The sequence below is a fragment of the Solimonas variicoloris DSM 15731 genome (assembly GCF_000382285.1).
Taxonomy (GTDB): Bacteria; Pseudomonadota; Gammaproteobacteria; order Nevskiales; family Nevskiaceae; genus Solimonas; species Solimonas variicoloris.
Map to the genome: position 1 here is coordinate 1 of NZ_KB907950.1, position 15,156 is coordinate 15,156.

Annotated in this window: 10 protein-coding genes and 1 pseudogene; 4 read left to right on the top strand and 7 right to left on the bottom strand. The window is 69.7% G+C overall.

Going from position 1 to position 15,156, the window contains the following annotated elements; translation table 11 throughout:
• From H149_RS24145 to ahcY, 6 genes and pseudogenes are all read right to left on the bottom strand, one after another.
• Nucleotides 1-172, bottom strand: a pseudogene (locus H149_RS24145) (IS5/IS1182 family transposase); the annotation flags it as partial.
• Nucleotides 173-254: 82 nt separating this feature from the next.
• Nucleotides 255-542, bottom strand: a complete 288-nt coding sequence (locus H149_RS21585) for a trimeric intracellular cation channel family protein (protein ID WP_020651084.1) — start codon at nucleotides 540-542, stop codon at nucleotides 255-257.
• Between the two features lie 41 nt (nucleotides 543-583).
• Entirely contained in the window at nucleotides 584-1,756 is a 1,173-nt protein-coding gene (locus H149_RS0117555) for a benzoate/H(+) symporter BenE family transporter (RefSeq protein ID WP_020651085.1), read from the bottom strand.
• A gap of 96 nt (nucleotides 1,757-1,852) precedes the next feature.
• Nucleotides 1,853-2,731 (bottom strand): methylenetetrahydrofolate reductase [NAD(P)H], encoded by an 879-nt coding sequence (gene metF / locus H149_RS0117560; protein ID WP_020651086.1) that lies wholly within the window; start codon nucleotides 2,729-2,731, stop codon nucleotides 1,853-1,855.
• 14 nt (nucleotides 2,732-2,745) lie between these two features.
• Nucleotides 2,746-3,177: a GNAT family N-acetyltransferase gene (locus tag H149_RS0117565; protein ID WP_020651087.1), complete on the bottom strand. Its 432-nt coding sequence runs from the start codon at nucleotides 3,175-3,177 to the stop codon at nucleotides 2,746-2,748.
• Nucleotides 3,178-3,192: 15 nt separating this feature from the next.
• Nucleotides 3,193-4,632 (bottom strand): adenosylhomocysteinase, encoded by a 1,440-nt coding sequence (ahcY, locus tag H149_RS0117570; RefSeq protein WP_020651088.1) that lies wholly within the window; start codon nucleotides 4,630-4,632, stop codon nucleotides 3,193-3,195.
• 271 nt (nucleotides 4,633-4,903) lie between these two features.
• On the opposite strand from ahcY, the gene ppc reads away from it, so the two are divergent.
• Nucleotides 4,904-7,624: a phosphoenolpyruvate carboxylase gene (gene ppc, locus H149_RS0117575; protein WP_020651089.1), complete on the top strand. Its 2,721-nt coding sequence runs from the start codon at nucleotides 4,904-4,906 to the stop codon at nucleotides 7,622-7,624.
• Nucleotides 7,625-7,973: 349 nt separating this feature from the next.
• Here the strand turns inward: ppc and metK are convergent, their stop codons facing one another.
• Nucleotides 7,974-9,176, bottom strand: coding sequence for a methionine adenosyltransferase (gene metK, locus H149_RS0117580; protein WP_020651090.1), 1,203 nt, complete (start codon nucleotides 9,174-9,176; stop codon nucleotides 7,974-7,976).
• 241 nt (nucleotides 9,177-9,417) lie between these two features.
• On the opposite strand from metK, the gene H149_RS0117585 reads away from it, so the two are divergent.
• The 3 genes from H149_RS0117585 to gap all read left to right on the top strand — a co-directional run bounded on the left by H149_RS0117585 (nucleotide 9,418) and on the right by gap (nucleotide 15,123).
• Entirely contained in the window at nucleotides 9,418-11,841 is a 2,424-nt protein-coding gene (locus H149_RS0117585; protein ID WP_026353288.1) for a DUF6351 family protein, read from the top strand.
• 111 nt (nucleotides 11,842-11,952) lie between these two features.
• A complete protein-coding gene (tkt, locus tag H149_RS0117590; RefSeq protein ID WP_020651092.1) occupies nucleotides 11,953-13,953 on the top strand; it encodes a transketolase in 2,001 nt (666 codons plus the stop codon).
• A gap of 168 nt (nucleotides 13,954-14,121) precedes the next feature.
• On the top strand, nucleotides 14,122-15,123 hold the full coding sequence (gene gap / locus H149_RS0117595; RefSeq protein ID WP_020651093.1) for a type I glyceraldehyde-3-phosphate dehydrogenase: 1,002 nt from the start codon (nucleotides 14,122-14,124) through the stop codon (nucleotides 15,121-15,123).
• Nucleotides 15,124-15,156 lie beyond the last annotated feature (33 nt).

The following is a 15,156-nucleotide window of genomic DNA, read 5'->3' on the forward strand; positions in this document are numbered from 1 at the left end:
CGAACAGATCCAGGCCTTCGATCGGGCGTCCCTGCCGGTCCTGACGGGCAAAGCACGGCGCCAGCGCCGATTCGATCTCGGCCCACGGCATGCGGGTTGCCAATACCGCGAGCGGGTGACGCAGATCGATCATCGCATCCAGCCGGGCGCGGAAAAAGTCCGGGGTGGTCATTGAAAACCTGCGCTCCAAATCTTCCAGAAAGTGAATGCGATTGCACTGGAAACTGGAGGATTCGGCAAGGCCTCAAGGGTGCTCAGCCCGCGCCGGGTAAGGGGCGGGCGGGTTGTTCAGGGCCGACTACGTACAGCATCGTCAGCGGCGCGGCGACGAAGATCGCGATCAGATACGCCGGATCGGCGAACCAGAACACTGTGCGGTTCATCAGCAGATCGCGCAGCGTGCCGCCGCCGATCGCGGTGACGGTGGCGATGACCACCACGCCGACCAGATCGAGCTGCTTGCGGCCGGCAGCAAGTGCGCCGGACACGGCGAACACGCCGACGCCGGCGAAATCGAGGATGCGGACCAGGGACAGGCTCATGGCGCGATTGTAACGGGCGCCATGCGCGTGCCGCGGGCCTTTCAGCGCTGCAGCAGGCGGCGCGCGCCGAGCGCGGCGAAGCCGACGACCAGCCCCCAGAACGCCGAGCCGATGCCGAACAGACTGATGCCGGATGCGGTGGCGATGAACGTCAGCGCCGCGGCTTCGCGCGCGTCGGCGATCGACAGCATGCTGTGCAGCGCGCCGGTCAGCGGTGCGAGCAGCGCCAGGCCGGCGATCGTCGCGATGGCGCCGGCCGGCAGCGCCAGGAACAGCGCGACCAGCGGCACCGAGAACAGCGCCAGCACGCCGTACAGCGCGGCATAGACGAGGCCGACCTTCCAGCGCTGGCAGCGGTCCGGATGAGCATCGTCGCCGGTGCAGATCGCCGCGGTGATCGCCGCCAGATTGACGCTGTGCGCGCCGAACGGCGCCAGCAGCAGCGAGGCGAGGCCGGTGACGAGCAGGATCGGCCGCGGTGGCGCGTCGAAGCCGGCGCTGCGCAGCACCGCGAAGCCGGGCAGGTTCTGCGCGGCCAGGGTGACGAGGAACAGCGGTACGCCGAGGCCGATCAGCGTGCGCGGCTCGAAGTCCGGCCGCGTCGCCTGCAGCGCGCCGAGGTGCAGCGCGGTGGGCGCCGGCGGTGCATCGCCGTGGGCCAGCACCAGCACCACGACCGCGAGCAGCGCCAGCAGCAGCGCATAGGTCGGCAGGCGCTGACGCGCGCCGATGAACACCAGCAGCGCCGGCAGCGCCAGCCACATCTCGTGCTGCACGCTGCGGAACAGCGCGAGGCAGAACGGCAGCAGCACGCCGGCCAGCATCGCGCTGGCGAGCGGCGTCGGCATGCGCGCGGCGAGCCGGCCGAGCGCCGGCACCAGGCCCAGCAGGCTCATCAGCGCACCGGCCAGCGCAAACGCGCCGAGTGCGTCGGCGTAGCCGGCGACGGTGGCGCTGGCGACCAGCGCGGCGCCCGGCGTCGACCACGCGAGCACGATCGGCATGCGCAGCCGCCAGCTGAGCACGGCGCCGGCGAGGCCGATGCCGAGGCACAGCGCGGTGACGCTGGAGCCGATCTGCGCGCTCGTGCCGCCGAGCCGCTGGCCCATGCCGATGATGAGCGCGACGGTGCCGCCGAAGCCGACGATGGCGGCGATCAGCGCCGAGGTGACGGCCGACGCCGGCCAGGCCGAAGCGGATGGAGTGGCGGTCATGATGCAGAAGCAACGGATGGGGCGGGCCAGCCGGAAATTCACGCACGCCCGGCGCGCTGCGGCGGTGCGCCGGTACCGTGCGGCACGGCGGCTACGTCAGCGCGGTGCGCCGCTGCCGGAATCCTGCGTCGCCGGCAGGCCGAGGTTCTTCCACAGTCGCAGCGTCGGCTCGGCCTGGTTCAGCGTGTAGAAGTGGATGCCCGGCGCGCCGTTCTTCAGCAGGGTCTCGCACAGGCGCGTGACGACGTCGAGGCCGAAGTCGAGCAGCGCCGGCTTGTCGTCCTGCAGCGCTTCGAGCCGCAAGCGGATCCAGCGCGGGATCTCGGCGCCGCAGGCCGCCGAGAAGCGCATCAGCTGCGCGTAGTTGGTGATCGGCATGACGCCGGCGACGACCGGCACGCGCAGGTTCGCGCGCTCGCAGCGCGCGACGAAATCGAAGTACGCATCGGCGTTGTAGAAATACTGCGTGACCGCGCCGTGCGCGCCGGCCTCGACCTTGCGCCTGAAGCTCTCGAAGTCCTGTACCGGATCACGGGCTTGCGGATGCATCTCGGGGTACGCGGCGACTTCGAGCTGGAAGGCATCGCCGTGCGTCTCGCGGATGAAGGCGACGAGTTCGTTCGCGTAATGGAATTCGCCGGGCGCGCTGGCCGAGGTCGCGGTCGCCGGCAGGTCGCCGCGCAGCGCGACGATGCGGCGTACGCCGGCCGCCTGGTAGCGATCGAGCAGCGCCGCGATCTTGTCGCGCGTCGAGCCGACGCAGGTCAGGTGCGGCGCGGTTTCGATGCCGGTCTGCGCGACCACCTGGCAGACGGTGCCGTAGGTGCCGTCCTGATCGGAGCCGCCGGCGCCGTAGGTGACCGAGAAGAAGGCTGGCTGCAGTGCCGCCAGCCGCGCGACGGTCGCCGGCAGCTTGGCGCTGCCTTCGGGCGTGCGCGGCGGGAACAGCTCGAACGAGAAGTGGATGGTGCTCACGCCTGAATCCGGATTCAGAACCGCTTCTGGTAGAAGTGCCGCGCGTGGCCGTCGTGGAAATCCGCGATCGTGCCGAAGCGCGTGTAGCCCAGGTGCTCGTAGAAATGCGGCGCCTGGAAGTCGAAGGTGTCGAGCCAAACGCCGTGGCTGCCGCGCTCGCGCGCCGCGTCTTCGGCCTGCGTCAGCAGCGCGCGACCGGCGCCGCAGCCGCGCAGTTCCGGGGCGACGACGAGGATGTCGACGTGCAGCCAGTGGCTGCGGAACTGGCCGAGCAGGCCGCCGGCGAGGCGGCCCTCGCTCGTCAGCGCGAGCTGCAACGCCGCCGCCGCCGGGCGGCCGAGATACGGCGCGTTGTGCGCGCGCAGCAGGTCGATGATCGCCTCCGCCGTCGCCGTGTCGGACGGCGGCAGCGGGGCGATCGACCAGTTCGCCGGATGCGCGCTCACCTCAGTAACGCCCCATCAATAACGATAGTGCTCGGGCTTGTACGGGCCGTCGACCGGCACGCCGAGATAGGCGGCCTGCTCGTCGCTCAGACGCGTCAGCTTCACGCCGATCTGTTCGAGGTGCAGGCGCGCGACTTCCTCGTCGAGCTTCTTCGGCAGGCGGTAGACGGTCTTCTCGTAGACGTCCTTGTGCTGCCACAGATCGATCTGCGCGAGCGTCTGGTTCGAGAACGAGTTGCTCATCACGAAGCTCGGATGGCCGTGCGCGCAGCCGAGATTGACGAGGCGGCCTTCGGCGAGGATGTAGATCGAGCGGCCGGTGTCGGCGAAGGTGTAGCGATCGACCTGCGGCTTGATGGTGTCGCGCTTGGCGCCGGAGGCGTTGAGGCGATCCATCTGGATCTCGTTGTCGAAGTGGCCGATGTTGCAGACCAGCGCGTTAGACTTCATCGCCCGCATGTGTTCGAGCGTGATGATGTCCTTGTTGCCGGTGGTCGTGACGTAGATGTCGGCGAGGCCGAGCGTGTCTTCGACGGTCTTCACCTCGAAGCCTTCCATCGCCGCCTGCAGGGCGTTGATCGGGTCGATCTCGGTGACGATGACGCGCGCGCCGAGGCCGCGCAGCGAGTGCGCCGAGCCCTTGCCGACGTCGCCGTAGCCGCAGACGCAGGCGACCTTGCCGGCGATCATCAGGTCGGTGGCGCGCTTGATGCCGTCGGCCAGCGATTCACGACAGCCGTAGAGATTGTCGAACTTGCTCTTGGTGACCGAGTCGTTGACGTTGATCGCCGGCACCAGCAGCTTGCCGGCTTCCTTCATCTGGTAGAGGCGGTGCACGCCGGTCGTGGTCTCTTCCGAGACGCCGCGCCAATCCTTGACGACGCGCGTCCAGAAGCCCGGGCGTTCCTTCTCGACGCGCTTGAGCAGGTCCTTGATGACCTTGACCTCGTGGTTGTCGGACGGCGTGTCGACCCAGCGGTCGCCCTGCTCGAGCTCGTAGCCCTTGTGGATCAGCAGCGTGACGTCGCCGCCGTCGTCGACGACCAGTTCCGGGCCGGTCAGCGTGCCGTCGGGCAGGGTGTGGGTGACCGCGTCGAGCGTGCAGTCCCAGTACTCCTCGAGCGTCTCGCCCTTCCACGCGAACACCGGCGTGCCGGCGACGGCGACCGCGGCGGCGGCATCGTCCTGCGTCGAGAAGATGTTGCACGAGGCCCAGCGCACCGAAGCGCCGAGCGCGCCGAGCGTCTCGAGCAGCACGGCGGTTTCCTTGGTCATGTGCAGCGAGCCGGTCAGGCGCACGCCGCGCAAAGGCTGCAACGGCGCGTACTTGGCGCGGATCGACATCAGGCCGGGCATTTCCTCCTCGGCCATGCCGATGCGCTTGCGGCCGAGTTCGGCCAGCGAAAGGTCGCGGACCTTGTAGTCCGGGCTCACGGGTTTGATCTGGGCGTTCATGCGTCGCTCCTGCTGCAGTCGGTCTGTTCGGAGGGCGCCGTTACGATGCCGTCGGCCCGCCGTCCGTGGACGGGGCGGCGGCACGGTATGCCGCACGAACGTGACCTGACGGTGTCCGCCGAGCCTGGTCCGGCCGCCGGTGGTGGCGCGGATCGCAGCGCCCCTCGGCGGGAACGCGGGCGGTAGTATATCCGCTTATCCGGATAAAGAGATATGTTCCGCCGGCTGCGCCGCTGCCGGTTTGTCACGCTGTTTGCTAGCGTCTTCGCCCATGAGTACTCCAGATCCGCTTTCCGCCGCCGGTCGCCGTGATGCCGGCGCCGATTCCGCCCTGCGCGAGGACGTGCGCCGCCTCGGCGCCACCGTCGGCGAGATGCTCGCCGAGCAGCTTGGCGCCGGCTTTCTCGCCCGCGTCGAGACGCTGCGCACCGCGGCGATCGCGCGCCGCGAGCGCGGCGAGCCGGCCGGCATGCTGGCCGCGCAGCTCGGCGGGCTGCCGCTGTCGCTGGCCGAGTCGCTGACGCGCGCGTTCTCGACCTACTTCCAGGCCGTCAACATCGGCGAGCGCGTGCACCGCATCCGCCGCCGTCGCGACTATCAGCGCGGCAGCGACCGGCCGCAGCCCGACGGCCTGGTCGACGGCCTGCAGCAGATCAAGGACGCCGGCGTCGGCGCCGAGCAACTGCTCGACGCGCTCGCGAAGCTGGATGTCGAACCGGTCTTCACCGCGCATCCGACCGAAGCGGTGCGCCGCGCGCTGCTCGAAAAGGAGCAGGACATCGTGCGCTGCCTGATCCGCGGCTTCGATCCGGAGCGCACGCCGATCGAGGAGCGCCACGACTGGGAACGCCTGCGCATGGCGCTGACTGCCGGCTGGCAGACCAGCGAGACGGCACCGGTCAAGCCTTCGGTGCAGGACGAGTTCGAGCACGTCGGCTTCTACATCGGTGGCCCGCTGTATCAGGTGGTGCCGGTGCTCTATGAGTTGCTCGAGGACGCCGTACAGCAGGTCTACGGCATCCAGGTCGAGCTGCCGCGGCTGCTGCGCTTCGCGTCCTGGGTCGGCGGCGACATGGACGGCAATCCCAACGTCGGCGCCGAGACGATCGCGGCGACGCTGCGCGGCCAGCGCGAGATGATCCTCGAACGCTATACCGCCGAAGTTGCCGAACTGGCGAGCCTGCTGAGCCAGACCGAGCGGCGCGTGTCGGTGTCTCAGCCGCTGGCGCTGCGCATCGTCGACTATCGCGCGCGCCTGCCGCGCGCGGCGGCGACGATCCGTCCGCGCCATGCCGACATGCCGTACCGCGTGTTCTTCACGCTGGTGCGCGCGCGCCTGCGCGCGACGCTGCGCGACGACGGCGAGGCCTACGCCGACGCCGACGAATTCATTGCCGACATCCGCCTCGCTGCCGATTCGCTGCGCGCGAACAAGGGCGTGCATGCCGGCTGGTTCGCGGTACGCCGTCTGCTGTGGCGCGCGCGCACCTTCGGCTTCCATCTGGCGCGCCTGGACGTGCGCCAGGATTCGCGCGTGCACGCGCAGGCGCTCGCCGCGCTGCTCGGCGATCCGCAGTGGGCGCAGCGCAGCGCCGCCGAGCAGGCCGCGCTGCTGCGGCCCTACGCCGGCCGCAGCGCGGTGTTCGGCGCGACGCCGGAGCCGGTCGCGCAGCGCACGCGCGCCGTGTTCGCGCAGCTCGCCGAGAGTCAGGAAATCTACGGCCGCGAGGCGACTGGCCTGTACATCATCAGCATGGCGCAGCGCCCGGCCGACGTGCTCGCGGTGCTGGCGCTGGCGCGCCACGGCGGTCTCGTCGACCCGCGCGGCGCCGTGCCGCTCGACGTCGCGCCGCTGTTCGAGACCGTCGACGATCTGCAGAGCGGTCCGGCGACGCTGCGCGCGCTGTTTGCCGATCCGCTCTACCGCGCGCATCTGGCGGCGCGCGGCAACCGCCAGATCGTCATGCTCGGCTATTCGGACAGCGGCAAGGACGGCGGCACGGTGGCCTCGCGCTGGGGCCTGCAGCGCGCGCAGGTCGAACTGCTGGAAGTCGCGCACGGTGCCGGCGTGGCGCTGAGCTTCTTCCACGGCCGCGGCGGTTCGGCGAGCCGCGGTGGCGGTCGCATCTCGACGGCGCTCAACGCCAGTCCGCGCGGCTCGGTCGGCGGCGTGCTGCGCGTCACCGAGCAGGGCGAAGTGATTCATCGCAAATACGGAATTCGCGCACTGGCGCTGCGCGAACTGGAGCGCGCGGTGTCGGCGACGCTGCGCGCCACGCTCGTGCCGCGCGCGCCGGACGCGCGCGAGGCCGGCTGGAAGGAAACCGTCGCGCTCGTCGCGCAGGCCTCGCGCGGCGCCTATCGCGAGTTCGTCGACGCGCCGGGCTTCGTCGACTATTTCCGCACGGCGACGCCGATCGACGTCATCGAGCGCATGACGCTCGGCTCGCGGCCGTCGCGGCGCGGCACCATGCAGGGCGTCGAGTCGCTGCGCGCGATTCCCTGGGTGTTCGCGTGGACCCAGTGCCGCGCGATCATCACCGGCTGGTACGGGCTCGGCACCGGACTCGAGCAGGCGGCGGCACGCTTCGGCGAGGCGCGGCTGCTGGAAATGGCGCGCGACTGGCCGTTCTTCAGCACGATGCTCGACGACGTCGACATGGTGCTCGCCAAGTGCGACCTCGACGTCGCCGAGCAGTACTCGCGCCTCGCCGGCGCCCTGCACGAGCCGTTCTTCGCGCGCGTGCGCGGCGAGTTCGAGCGCACCGTGCACTGGGTGCTGCGCATCAAGCAGGCCGAGCGCCTGCTCGCCGGCGACGCGCGCCTCGCGCAGTCGATCCGCCTGCGCAATCCCTATGTCGATCCGATCAACCTGCTGCAGGTCGATCTGCTCGCGCGCTGGCGAGAGAGCGGCGCGGAGGACGAGGAGTTGCTGCGTGCGCTGGTGGCGACGGTCAACGGCGTCGCGCAGGGCCTGCAGAACACGGGGTGAGCCGACGCGCTTGCGAAGCGAAGCTTCGCGCGGCGGCGAACGCCCGGCCAGGGATGGCCGGGCCGGGGCATGATCGAGCGACGAAGTCCCGCCACGGATGGCCGCTGCGAGCTTGTTTTGGGTTGCGGCGCTTGCGAAGCGAAGCTTCGCGCGGCGGCGAACGCCCGGCCAGGGATGGCCGGGCCGGGGCATGATCGAGCGATGAAGTCCCGCCACGGATGGCCGCTGCGAGCTTGTTTGGGGCTGCGGCGCTTGCGAAGCGAAGCTTCGCGCGGCGGCGAATGCCCGGCGCGCATCCCAACAAAAAGGCCGCCCTGCGGCGGCCTTTTCGATCCTGCGATGCGGCGCCTTACTTCAGCTTCTTGGCGTCTTCCTTCAGCGCTTCGGCGCGGTCGGTCTTCTCCCAGGAGAAGGCCGTCGCCGTCGTGCCGTCGGCCAGCTTGACCTGGTACGGCTTGCGGCCGAAGTGGCCGTAGGCGGCGGTCGGCTGGTAGATCGGGTGCACGAGGTCGAGCATCTTGGTGATGCCGTACGGGCGCAGGTCGAAGTGCTTGCGGACCAGCTTTTCGAGCGAGACGTCGCTGATCTTGCCGGTGCCGAAGGTGGTGACCATGATCGAGGTCGGCTCGGCGACGCCGATCGCATAGCTGACCTGCACCTCGCACTTCGAGGCGAGGCCGGCGGCGACGATGTTCTTCGCCACGTAGCGCGCCGCGTAGGCGGCCGAGCGGTCGACCTTCGACGGGTCCTTGCCAGAGAACGCGCCGCCGCCGTGACGGGCCCAGCCGCCGTAGCTGTCGACGATGATCTTGCGGCCGGTGAGGCCGCAGTCGCCGACCGGGCCGCCGATCACGAAGTTGCCGGTCGGGTTGATGTGGAACTTGGTGTTCTTGCTGATCCACTTGGCCGGCAGCACCGGCTTGAGGATCTCTTCCATCACCGCTTCGCGCAGCGTCTTCAGCTTGACGTCCGGATCGTGCTGGGTCGACAGCACGACCGCGTCGAGGCCGACCGCGACGCCGTCCTGGTAGCGCAGCGTGACCTGGCTCTTGGCGTCCGGGCGCAGCCACGGCAGCGGCGACTTCTTCGCTTTGCGCACCTTCGACTGCTGCTCGACGATGCGGTGCGAGTAGTAGATCGGCGCCGGCATCAGTTCCTTGGTCTCGTCGCAGGCGTAGCCGAACATCAGGCCCTGGTCGCCAGCGCCCTGTTCTTCCGGCTTCTTGCGGTCGACGCCCATGGCGATGTCGGGCGACTGCTTGCCGATCAGGTTCAGCACGCCGCAGGTCGCGCCGTCGAAGCCGACCGCCGACGAGGTGTAGCCGATGTCGGTGATGACCTTGCGCACCAGCGCTTCGAGGTCGACCCAGGCGCTGGTCGTGATCTCGCCGGCGACGATCGCCACGCCGGTCTTGACCAGCGTTTCGCAGGCGACGCGCGCCTTCTTGTCCTGCATGAGGATCGCGTCGAGGACCGCGTCCGAGATCTGGTCGGCGACCTTGTCGGGATGACCTTCGGAAACGGATTCGGACGTGAACAGGTATTCGGACATCGATGGAATTCCTCGGGGAGTCGGCAATCTGCCTATACGGATAGACGGATATTCTAGGGCAGTGGGTCGGGGGCGCATAGGGGGAGCCTCCCGTGGCGATCGTCGGCGGCGCCGATGAAGGCCTCGTGACGCCCGCGAATAGGAAATCCGTCCCATGCCGGTGCCGTCGCCGCGGCCGGCGACTACGATGGTCCCGTCCGCCCACAGAGACGGACCACGAAAAGACGACGGGGGAGAGGACATGATGCACGCGCGCAGGGCGGCCGGTCTGGCCGCCGGTTTGCTGTTGCTGCTGTCGGCCTGCGGCCGCAGCGATCCGTCGGCCGAGACCGGCGCCGAGGTCGACGCCGATTTCCACACGCTGAAGACGCCGCCGCTGACGCCGGGGCAGGTCGAGCTGCTGACGCTGTCGACGCTGCCCGACGCCGTCAGCGGCGGCGACGTCCGCGTCGCGCTGCGCGGCCTGAGTGCCGGCGACACTTATACGGTGACGCGCGGCGGCACCGACATCAGCGCCGCCTTCACGCGCGTCGGCGACGGCGAGGCGCAGGGGCTGGTCGACGGCCTCGCCGACGGCGCCAACACCATCGCCGCGACCGTCGACGGGCCGCTCGGCGTGCGCCGCGTGGTGCTGACGGTGCGCAACCACCCGCTGAGCGGGCCGATGATCTCGGGGCCGCACCAGACGCCGTTCATCTGCCGCGGCGAGGACGCCGGGCTCGGCGCGCCGCTCGACGCCGACTGCACGGTCGCCACGCAGCTGCAGTGGGTCTATCGCTCGGCGCGGACGCAGGGCTTCGAGCCGCTCGACGATCCGTACGCGGCGTACCCGGCCGACGTGATCCGCACGGTGACGCGCGACGGCCGCGACGTGCCCTTCGTCGTGCGCATCGAAAGCACGACAATCAACCGCGGCATCGCGCGCCTGGCGGTGCTCGACGATCCGGCCGCGCGCGGCGCCGACGCGCCGTTCGCCGCCGGCCAATGGAACCACGGCGTCTACTACGTGTTCGGCGAGTCCTGCGGGCCCGGCTACCAGCAGGGCGTCAGCACGCCGAACTACGTGCTCGGCGCCTTCGACCTGAGCAAGATTTCGGCCGACAACCTGCTGATCAATCTGGTCGGCATCGCCGACCGTCTCGGCAAGGGCGACCTGATCGTGCACAACACGCTCAGCGCGTTCGGCAACCACTGCAATCCGATGGTCAGCCTCGAAACGGCGATGATGACCAAGGAGTACATCGGCGATCACTACGGCGTGGTCGCGCGCGTGGTCGGCACCAACGGCTCCGGCGCGGCGCTGCAGCAGTACAACGCCATCAACAATGCGCCGGGCCTGCTCAGCGCGGCGATGCCGACCGCGACCTTCGCCGACATCCTCAGCACGGCGATGACGGTCGGCGACTGCGGCCTGCTCGAGCATTACTACGCGACCACGACGCTCGACTGGTCGGTGACGCAGAAAGCCGCGGTCGACGGCCACAACCTGCTGTCCGGCACGCCGCTGAATTCGATCTGCGCGTCCTGGGTCGACGCCTTCCTGCCGCTGCTCGATCCGAAGCGCGGCTGCGACGGCGCGGTGCCCGAGGACATCCGCTATGACGCGCAGACCAATCCGCAAGGCGCGCGCTGCACGCTGCAGGACGGCAACGTCAACATCTTCGGCCGCGATCCGAAGACCGGCTTCGCGCGCCGCCCGCTCGACAACACCGGCGTGCAGTACGGCCTGCAGGCGCTGCGCGACGGCACGATCTCGGCCGCGCAGTTCCTCGACGTCAACCGCCACATCGGCGGCTTCGGCATCGACGGCGACTACATCGACGAGCGCATGCGCATGGCGCCGGAGCTGGCGCAGATCGCCTATCGCATCGGCGGCGTGATCGGTCGCGGCGCGCTGGCCGAGACGCCGGTACTCGATCATGCGCCGTACCTCGATCTGATCCCGGTCGCCAACATCCACGAATCGGTGCGGCCGTTCACGGTGCGCGCGCGCCTCGACAAATACAGCGGCCAGACGGCGACGCAGGGCATCTGGCGCGGCGTCGTCACCCAGGCCGACGGCTATCCGGTCGTCGAACAGTGGCTGGACACGCTCGAGACGATGCAGCCGCCGTACAGCGCCGATGCCGGCGCCGCCCATGTGGCGGCGGTGACCGCCGCCAAGCCGGCGGCGGCGAACGACCACTGCGTGTTCGGCACGGTCGGCGGCCGGCTCGAACTGCCGGACGCGATCCTGCTGCCGCTGGGCCTCGCGCAGCTGCCGCTGCTGCCGAGCGTGGCGCCGCTGTACGAGCTGGTGCCCGGCTTCAGCATCGACGTGCCGCTGCGCGTCAACATTGCCGAGGATTTCGGGCTCGACGGCCGCGACGCCGGCGTCTGCGGCCTGGCGCTGCCGGTGGTGCGCACGCCGCGCATGGTCGCCGGCATGCCGATGAGCGACGACATCATCCGCTGCCAGCTCAAGGCCATCGACCCGGCCGACTACGACGGCAAGCTCGACGACGCGCAGCTCGCCGAACTGCGCGCGATCTTCCCGGACGGCGTCTGCGACTTCAGCAAGCCGGCGGCCGAGGACGTCGCGCACAGCCTGCTGTGGCCCTCGCTGGGCGGCGAGCGCCTCGAAGCGCCGCACGGCCTGCGCTGGCGCGTCGCGCGCTCGAAATGACGGCGGGATCGGCGCGGCGGCCGCTGCGGCGCGGCCGCCGCTGCTGATTTCTTGCCCGCGCCCGGCCAAACCCGGACAATACGCCCCCTTTTTGCCTGCCCCCGGTGCGTCATGCCGACCCGTTTCGAACTCGCCAACGCCATTCGCGCGCTGGCGATGGATGCCGTCCAGAAAGCCAACATCGGTCACCCCGGCATGCCGATGGGCATGGCCGACATCGCCGAAGTGCTGTGGAATGACTTTCTCTCGCACAATCCGGCGAACCCGAAATGGGCCAACCGTGACCGTTTCGTCGTCTCCAACGGCCACGGCTCGATGCTGCTGTACGCGCTGCTGCACCTGAGCGGCTACGACCTGCCGCTCGAGGAGCTGAAGAACTTCCGCCAGCTCAAGAGCAAGACGCCGGGCCATCCGGAGAACTTCGTGACGCCGGGCGTCGAGACCACGACCGGCCCGCTCGGCCAGGGTCTGGCCAACGCCGTCGGCATGGCGATCGCCGAGCGCGTGCTGGCCGCGCGCTACAACCGTGACGGCCTCAACGTCGTCGACCATCACACCTACGTGTTCGTCGGCGACGGCTGCCTGATGGAAGGCATCTCGCACGAGGCCTGCTCACTGGCCGGCACGCTGGGCCTCGGCAAGCTGATCGTGCTGTACGACGACAACAGCATTTCGATCGACGGGCAGGTCGGCGCCTGGTTCGGCGACGACACGCCGGCGCGCTTCGAGGCCTACGGCTGGCAGGTCGTGCGCAACGTTGACGGCCACAACCCGGCGGAAGTGAAAAAGGCGCTGGAGACGGCGCGCGCCGAAACCGCCAAGCCGACGCTGATCTGCTGCAAGACCGTCATCGGCTTCGGCTCGCCGAACAAACAGGGCAAGGAGTCGTCGCACGGCTCGCCGCTGGGCGAGGCCGAAGTGGCGCTGACGCGCGAGAAGCTCGGCTGGTCGCACGCGCCGTTCGAGGTTCCGGCCGACGTCCGCGCCGGCTGGGACGCCAGGACCCGCGGTGCCGCGCGCGAGCAGGCCTGGAATGCGCTGTTCAAGGACTACGCCGCGAAGTTCCCGGCCGACGCCGCCGAGTTCGAGCGCCGCATGCGCGGCGAACTGCCAGCCGACTGGACGCAGACGATCGGCGCCGCACTCGCCGACGCCGCCCGCGCCGACAAGCCGAACGCCACGCGCAAGGCCAGCAAGGCCGTGCTCGATGCGATCGCCGCCAAGCTGCCGGAGCTGATCGGCGGCTCGGCGGACCTGTCCGAATCGAACGGCACCGACTTCAAGGGCCACGTCGCGCTGCGCCACGGCAAGCTGGCCGGCAACTACATCAACTACGGCGTCCGCGAGTTCGCGATGGCGGCGGCGATGAACGGCATGGCGCTGCACGGCGGCCTGATTCCGTTCGGCGGCACTTTCCTGGTGTTCTCGGATTACGCGCGCAACGCGATCCGCATGGCGGCGCTGATGCGCCAGCGCAGCATCTTCGTGCTGACGCACGACTCGATCGGCCTCGGCGAGGACGGCCCGACCCACCAGCCGGTCGAGCAGGTCGCCTCGCTGCGCCTGATCCCGAACGTCCACGTCTGGCGCCCGGCCGACCAGTACGAGACGGCGGTCGCCTGGCGCGCCGCGATCGAGCGCGACAACGGCCCGACCGCGCTGGCGCTGACGCGCCAGAACGTCGACGTGCAGCCGCGCAGCGAGCAGCAGCAGGCCGACGTGGCGCGCGGCGGCTACGTGCTGTGGGAGCCGAAGACGGCGCCGGAAGCGCTGATCGTCGCCACCGGCTCGGAAGTGCAGCTCGCGGTCGGCGCCGCCAAGCGCCTCGCCGAGCAGGGCCGCGCCGTGCGCGTGGTGTCGATGCCCTGCGCCGAGGTCTTCGCGCAGCAGGACGCCGCTTACCGCGACACCGTGCTGCCGCCGGAACTGCGCAAGCGCCTGGCCATCGAGGCCGGCGTCACCAACTACTGGCGCGCCTACGTCGGGCTCGACGGCGACGTCGTCGGCCTCGACCGCTTCGGCGAATCGGCGCCGGCGGCGGCGGTCTTCAAGTACTTCGGTTTCACGGTCGAGCACGTCGTCGAGCGCGTCGAAGCGCTGCTGGCGCGCTGAACCGGCTCGGCACCCGAACGGGGGAGCGCAGCGCATCGGGGCCTTCCGCACAGGAACCGGACCGCCCAGTGTTGCTAAAATCGCCCCCCGGGTTTTTCCGCGGCGGCCGCGGCGCTCGCTGACAGGCGGCCGGCGGCATCCGTCTCTTTCACCACGAGGAAGCAGATCATGGCAGTCAAGGTGGGAATCAATGGCTTCGGCCGCATCGGCCGCAACGTGCTGCGCGCCGCGGTGCAGAACTTCAAGGACATCGAGATCGTCGGCATCAACGATCTGCTGGAGCCGGACTACCTCGCCTACATGCTGAAGTACGACTCCGTGCACGGCCACTTCAAGGGCGAGGTCGCCGTCGAAGGCGGCGCGCTGCTGGTCAATGGCAAGAAGGTGCGCCTGACGCAGGAGCGCGATCCGGCCAACCTGAAGTGGAACGAGCTCGGCGTCGATGTCGTCATCGAGTCGACCGGCCTGTTCCTCGACAAGGCGTCCGCGCAGAAGCACATCGACGCCGGCGCGCCGAAGGTCATCATGTCGGCGCCGTCGAAGGACGACACGCCGATGTTCGTCTACGGCGTCAACGACAAGACCTACGCCGGCCAGGCGATCATCTCCAACGCCTCGTGCACGACGAACTGCCTCGCGCCGCTCGCCAAGGTGCTGCACGACAAGTGGGGCATCAAGCGCGGCCTGATGACGACCGTGCACGCCACGACCGCGACGCAGAAGACCGTCGACGGTCCGAGCCACAAGGACTGGCGCGGCGGCCGCGGCATCCTCGAGAACATCATCCCGTCGTCGACCGGCGCGGCGAAGGCCGTCGGCGTCGTCATCCCGTCGCTGAACAAGAAGCTGACCGGCATGAGCTTCCGCGTGCCGACCTCGGACGTCTCGGTCGTCGACCTGACGGCGGAGCTGGAAAAGCCGGCCTCGTACGAAGAGATCAAGGCCGAGATGAAGGCGCAGTCCGAAGGCGCGCTGAAGGGCATCCTCGGCTACACCGAGGACGCCGTCGTCGCCACCGACTTCCGCGGCGATGCGCGCACCTCGATCTTCGACGCCAGCGCCGGCATCGCGCTCGACCCGACCTTCGTCAAGCTCGTCAGCTGGTACGACAACGAGTGGGGCTACTCCAACAAGTGCCTCGAGATGGCGCGCGTCGTCGCCGCCAAGTAACGCGCTGCATCATCCGGAAAGCCCCGTTCATGC

Coding starts and splice junctions, on each gene's coding strand:
- H149_RS21585 (WP_020651084.1), bottom strand. CDS start 542: ATGAGCCTGTCCCTGGTCCGCATCCTCGATTTCGCCGGCGTCGGCGTG.
- H149_RS0117555 (WP_020651085.1), bottom strand. CDS start 1,756: ATGACCGCCACTCCATCCGCTTCGGCCTGGCCGGCGTCGGCCGTCACC.
- ahcY (WP_020651088.1), bottom strand. CDS start 4,632: ATGAACGCCCAGATCAAACCCGTGAGCCCGGACTACAAGGTCCGCGAC.
- ppc (WP_020651089.1), top strand. CDS start 4,904: ATGAGTACTCCAGATCCGCTTTCCGCCGCCGGTCGCCGTGATGCCGGC.
- metK (WP_020651090.1), bottom strand. CDS start 9,176: ATGTCCGAATACCTGTTCACGTCCGAATCCGTTTCCGAAGGTCATCCC.
- H149_RS0117585 (WP_026353288.1), top strand. CDS start 9,418: ATGATGCACGCGCGCAGGGCGGCCGGTCTGGCCGCCGGTTTGCTGTTG.
- tkt (WP_020651092.1), top strand. CDS start 11,953: ATGCCGACCCGTTTCGAACTCGCCAACGCCATTCGCGCGCTGGCGATG.
- gap (WP_020651093.1), top strand. CDS start 14,122: ATGGCAGTCAAGGTGGGAATCAATGGCTTCGGCCGCATCGGCCGCAAC.